This is a genomic window from Geminicoccus flavidas, assembly GCF_009806515.1.
In the GTDB taxonomy this organism is placed as follows: Bacteria; Pseudomonadota; Alphaproteobacteria; order Geminicoccales; family Geminicoccaceae; genus Geminicoccus; species Geminicoccus flavidus.
On sequence record NZ_WUJP01000904.1, the window covers coordinates 1 to 5,076 of the forward strand.

General features: G+C 65.7%; 6 protein-coding genes. 4 read left to right on the forward strand and 2 right to left on the reverse strand.

Features of this window, described 5'->3' with window-relative positions; translation table 11 throughout:
• On the forward strand, positions 1–182 hold a 182-nt coding region (locus tag EQG76_RS32510; RefSeq protein WP_235031572.1), incomplete at its 5' end, for a hypothetical protein.
• A 25-nt stretch (positions 183–207) separates the two neighbouring features.
• Here the strand turns inward: EQG76_RS32510 and EQG76_RS25970 are convergent.
• Together EQG76_RS25970 and EQG76_RS25975 are read right to left on the reverse strand one after the other, a co-directional pair.
• Positions 208–1,848 carry an FAD-dependent oxidoreductase gene (locus EQG76_RS25970; protein ID WP_159717678.1) on the reverse strand — a complete coding sequence of 547 codons (1,641 nt, stop codon included), beginning with the start codon at positions 1,846–1,848 and terminating at the stop codon, positions 208–210.
• A 46-nt stretch (positions 1,849–1,894) separates the two neighbouring features.
• On the reverse strand, positions 1,895–2,563 hold the full coding sequence (locus EQG76_RS25975; RefSeq protein WP_159717680.1) for a helix-turn-helix domain-containing protein: 669 nt from the start codon (positions 2,561–2,563) through the stop codon (positions 1,895–1,897).
• Between the two features lie 246 nt (positions 2,564–2,809).
• Between EQG76_RS25975 and EQG76_RS25980 the strand changes: the two genes are divergently transcribed.
• From EQG76_RS25980 to EQG76_RS25990, 3 genes are all read left to right on the forward strand, one after another.
• Entirely contained in the window at positions 2,810–3,772 is a 963-nt protein-coding gene (locus tag EQG76_RS25980) for a substrate-binding periplasmic protein (RefSeq protein ID WP_200841137.1), read from the forward strand.
• A gap of 11 nt (positions 3,773–3,783) precedes the next feature.
• Positions 3,784–4,560 (forward strand): amino acid ABC transporter ATP-binding protein, encoded by a 777-nt coding sequence (locus EQG76_RS25985; protein WP_159717682.1) that lies wholly within the window; start codon positions 3,784–3,786, stop codon positions 4,558–4,560.
• A gap of 3 nt (positions 4,561–4,563) precedes the next feature.
• A partial coding sequence (locus EQG76_RS25990; RefSeq protein ID WP_159717684.1) for an amino acid ABC transporter permease occupies positions 4,564–5,076 on the forward strand: 513 nt, incomplete at its 3' end.

Here is a 5,076-nt window from a genome sequence, read left to right on the forward strand (position 1 = left end):
GGAAGACCTGGGGCGGTTCCATTCTTACTGTCTTTTTCCATGGACGGCCGAAGCAGTATACGCGCAAGCTGAAGGCTGGGCACCTGATCCTCTCGCCTGCTCAGACAGAGCCGTCCACGATTGCCTTGAGCACCTACAAACAGCTGGAACTGGTAGCCTCAATGGGTGCGAAAAGCGCGTAACAGGACTGTCGTTACGGCCAGTTGCTTAGCCGCCCCGGTTCGCCTGCAGCATCGCATTCGCGCAGATATAGCCCCAAGTCATGTTCGGGCCGATCGTCGTGCCGGAGCCGACCGCGCGCGTGCCAATCGGGCTGGCCATGGCGATGCCGGCGCAATAGAGCCCGGCGATGATGCTGCCGTCCGGGCGCAGCACCTGGCCGGCGGCATTCGTCCGCGCCCCGCCCTTAGTGCCCAGGATCGAGCGGTTGAACGGGATGGCGACGAACGGCGGCTTGGTGATCGGTGCCATCAGCCCGCTTACGGCGGCACGCTCCTTTTCAAGGGGCGTCTCGCCCCGGTGGAAATCTTCGTCGACGCCCTTGCCCGCCAGTTCGTTGAAGCGGGCCACCGTCTGGACAAGATGAGCCGCCGGCAGGCGGATCCGGTCGGCCAGGTCCTCCAGCGTGCGCGCCTTGGTCACCCAGCGCTTGTCGAAGCGGGCGAACCAGCGCAACAGGCCCGAGTTCCGGAAGAAGTCGGCGTCGGTGATCAGCCACACCGGCAGATGCACGGGCTGGCCGTGCTCGTCGCGTTGGTTCAGCATCTCGCCCATGTTGAAGCGGTACTCGCTGGTGAAGCGCTGTCCCAGCCGATTGACCAGGATCGCGTTGGGAACGGTGTGGAACTCCAGCGGGATGCCGTGCAGCCGGCCCTCATAGCGGGTCGGCACCAGATAGGAGATGTTGGCCTGGTCCATGTGATCGAGCTTGGCGCCGATCGCCTGGGCCATCAGCTGGCCGTCGCCCTCGTTGGTGCGCGGACTGCCGATAAAGTCGAGCGGACCTGGGAAGTGCTTGGCGAACATCTCTGGATTCCACTCGAACCCGCCCGTGCCGAGGAGCACGCCGCGCCGGGCCCGGATGCGCCGCTGCCGGCCAAGCTGCTCGACTAGGACGCCGATCACGCCGCCATCGTCCTCGTCGGTCAGCAGCTTCACGGCCCGGGTCTTGGTCTCGATGCGGCAGCCGGTGTCCAGGCAGCCCTTGAGCAACCCGGCCATCAGCGCGTTGCCCTGGCCGCGCGTGTCGGTAAGCCAGCGCCAGATCAGGGTCGGCGCCATCTTGACCACGGTCGACACGAAGCGGCGCTGGATGTCGTGGGACAGCTCCTGATAGGTGAAGATGTGCGGCAGGGTCGAGCGCCGCAGCTTCGGCGCATACTTGCCAAGGATCCGGCGGCTCAGCGGCTTGGGCGAGAGCGTGCGCCCGCCGGTCTTGCCACCCGGATACTCGGCCATCGGATCGGCCTCATGGGTCAGCGCGAACTCTAGCGGCGTATTAGCCTCGACGAACTCCAGCATCCTGGGCGCATTTTCGGCAAACGCCTGCCAAAGCTCGTCCTCGGTCTCGGCCCAGCCTTCCGGTGCCGTCGCACGAAGGTAGGTGAGCGTCTCGGCGGGGCTGTCCTGCAGCCCCGCTGCCAGCATGTGGTGGTTGGCCGGAACCCAGGTGCCGGCACCCGACATGGCGCTGGTGCCGCCCAGCTTGTCGGACTTTTCCAGGATCAGGACCGAAGCACCTTTTTTCGCGGCGGTGAGTGCCGCCGTGGCGGCCGCTGACCCGGAACCGATGATCACGACGTCAGCGGCATCGTCGAAGCCGCCGTTCTCCTGCTGCTGCACGCTCATTCACTCCGTCCGCGCCGGAGTCGTACCGAGCCCGGGCGGCGCGAGCCTAGGAGCGGGTCGACGAACGGGTCAATTGCATATCCGCAATCGATGAAAGTTCGCTGCACGAGCCCGGCCGGGACACCACCGACAGGAACCGGGCAGCCCCTTCGTGCGCATAGGCGGCGTGGGGCGTATTGGCGTCGAAGTAGACGCTGTCGCCGACCTCCATCACCAGCGGCGCGTAGTGCTGCATGTGGAAGACCAGCCGGCCCTCGAGGACGAAGATCAGTTCCTCGCCGCCATGTCCCTCCAGCACAGGCTGCCCATCGTCTGGCAGCGCCTCGATCAGGGTCGGCTCCATCGCCTTGGTGACCAGATCAGTACCGAGCCATTCATAGATGCCCCGGCCGGTCTTCTGCTTGACCCCGGTATTCGCGCGACTCACCGCGCGACAGCCCGGTGCGAATGAGGTGGTGCCGGGCCCGACGATATCTGACCACCGGATGCCTAATGCATCGCTCAGTCGGGTCATCACTCCATAGGTCGGGGAGAGCTTACCATTCTCAATCCGCGAGATGGTAGAGGCGGACACACCGGAGAGCTTGGCGAGGTCGCTTAGCAATAGGTTCCGTTCCTTGCGCAGACGCAGGATCAGCGGACCCGGATCGTGGGCATCTGCAGGTGCAGGCGGCCTGCTCCGGCGCCAGGCCGGCTTGTTGGCAGTCGTGGACATGGGAAGCGGTCCGAGCTGATGCCGGCAGCGACGGCCGCCAGCCAAGAGTTTGCAGGGTCCGAATGCCAGATGCCTGATTCGATCGCAAGATTTGCACGTTTTGCCGATACGCAAACTTGCGCTTGATGCGGCGTCCGTGCCTGCTAGCGTGGCCGCCGATACAGAACCTCAGCCAGGACACGGCAGGCTGCCCGGGCCGCCGGAAAGCGCCTCTTGCCGCGCGGCCTCCCTTCTGGAGAAGTCATCGTGACCGACGATCGCCCTTCCCGTCCGTTCAGTCGTCGCCATGTCCTGCAGGCGGCCGGCCTTGGCGCCGCAGCGCTTGGCGGCATGGCGCCGCTCATGGTCCCGCGCCACGCCTTCGCCCAGGCTCCCGAGATTCAGACCCTGGAAAAGGGCTTCATCACCGCCGCTTGTACGGGCGAGATGCCGCTCACCGGTGACCGGGGCGGCGAGCCGATCGGTACCGATCTCGACATGCTGGAGCTGATCGCCGACCGGCTGGGCCTCAAGGTCAAGGTCGTGCTGATGGGCTTCCCGGGCGTGATCGAGGCGGTCCAGTCCGGGCGCGCCGACTGGTTCGGCGGCAATTTCGCCTGGAACCCGATGCGCTCGAAGATCCTGCAGCTCACCGACGCGGTCTTCTATACCGGCGCGTACGTGATCATGCGCGAGGACGAGCCGTTCACCGACAAGGTGTCGGTCGCCGACCTGAACGGCCGTTCGATCGGCAGCGGCACCGGCTATTCCGTGGTTCCGGACATGAAGAAGGTGCCCGGCACCACCGAAGTGAAGCTCTATGACGGCATCGATCCCTGTCTGCGCGACGTCATTGCCGGCCGGCTCGACTTCGCGGTCCTGGATGCGCCCATCATCGACTACATCATCCTGCAGAACCCGAACTTCAAGCTGAAGCAGCTGCCGGTGGTTCCAGATCCGGCCTTTTCGACGCTAACGGGCAAGTTCAGCGCGATCTGGGGCATCGACCCCAGCAACACCGACCTGTTCGACGCGATCAACCAGGGCCTGCGCTGGCTGCACCGGTCCGGCCAGGTCGGCCCGATCATGTCTCAGTACGGCATCACGAATCCGGACTATCTGGTGCCGATGGATCCCGATCCGCGGATCGGCGTCGACCGCGACGAGGCCGGCAACATCATCGGCACGTTCGAGCACGAGCAGCGCGACTTCAGCCAGTACTTCGCCTGATCGCAGCGTTGATGCAGCAGCCCCAGCCGCTCGTCCGGATCGAAGGTCTGGTCAAGTCGTTCGGCGCCCATGTGGTGCTGAACGGCATCGACCTGGAGGTCCTGCCTGGCCAGAAGCTCTCTTTGATTGGCCCCAGCGGCTCTGGGAAGACCACGTTGCTCCGCTGCGTGAACTATCTGGAGCGGCCGACCGGTGGGCACATCTTCATCGACGGCGAGCCCATCGGCGAGAAGCTGAAGGACGGGCGCTATGTGCCGATGTCGGACCGGGAGCTGGCGAAGCTGCGCTCCCGGATCGGCATGGTGTTCCAGCGCTTCAATCTGTTCCCGCACCTGAGCGCGATCGAGAACGTGATGGTGGGGCCGGTCAAGGTGCTGCGTCAGTCGAAGCCCGAAGCGCGGGGCGCGGCCATGGAACTGCTCGCCAAGGTGGGCCTGGCGGAGAAGGCCGACGCCTACCCGGACCGCCTGTCCGGCGGTCAGCAGCAGCGGGTCGCGATCGCCCGGGCACTGGCGATGCGGCCGAAGCTGATGCTGTTCGACGAGGCCACCTCCGCGCTCGACCCGGAGCTGGTGGGGGATGTCCTGAACGTCATGCGCCGGCTGGCTGTCGAGGGCATGACCATGATCATCGTCACCCACGAGATGCGCTTTGCCGAAAGCGTGTCGGACAAGGTCGTGTTCATGGCCGATGGCGCCATCGTCGAGCAGGGGCCGCCCGGGCAGATCTTCCGTGCCCCGCAGGTGGAGCGCACCCGCGCCTTCCTGCGCGCGGTCGAGGACCATTGAGGGATGGGTGACGCTGTCGGCAGCCGGCTGGCCGAGCTTTGGCCCTATCTCCTGCAGACCCTGCTCCTGGGTGCTGGCACCACCATCTTCCTGACGATCGCTTCGCTGCTGGTGGCAATAGCGCTGGGCTTCGTCCTGGCGCTGATGCGTCGCTCCGACAACCTGATCTTGAGCGGCATCGCGCGGGTCTACCTGGAGATCTTCCGCAACGTCCCGATCCTGACCCAGCTCTTCATCCTTTATTTTGGCCTGGCCAGGCTCGGCATCACCCTGCCGGCCGCGACCGCCGCGATCCTGGGCTTCGGGCTGAACGGGGCCGCGATCCTGTCCGAAGTGTTCCGCGCCAGCATCAACGCGATCGACCGCGGCCAGCGCGAGGCGGCACTGGCGATCGGCATGACCCCGGCCCGCGCGATGTGGGTAATCGTGCTGCCGCAGGCAGTGCGGATCGCCCTGCCACCCACCGGCAACTTCGCGATCGGCCTGTTCAAGGATACCTCTCTCGCTTCGGCCGCC

What these genes read in the sequence shown, in the direction of transcription:
- EQG76_RS25970 (WP_159717678.1), bottom strand. Translation starts at nt 1,848, where the DNA reads ATGAGCGTGCAGCAGCAGGAGAACGGCGGCTTCGACGATGCCGCTGAC.
- EQG76_RS25985 (WP_159717682.1), top strand. Translation starts at nt 3,784, where the DNA reads ATGCAGCAGCCCCAGCCGCTCGTCCGGATCGAAGGTCTGGTCAAGTCG.
- EQG76_RS25975 (WP_159717680.1), bottom strand. Translation starts at nt 2,563, where the DNA reads ATGTCCACGACTGCCAACAAGCCGGCCTGGCGCCGGAGCAGGCCGCCT.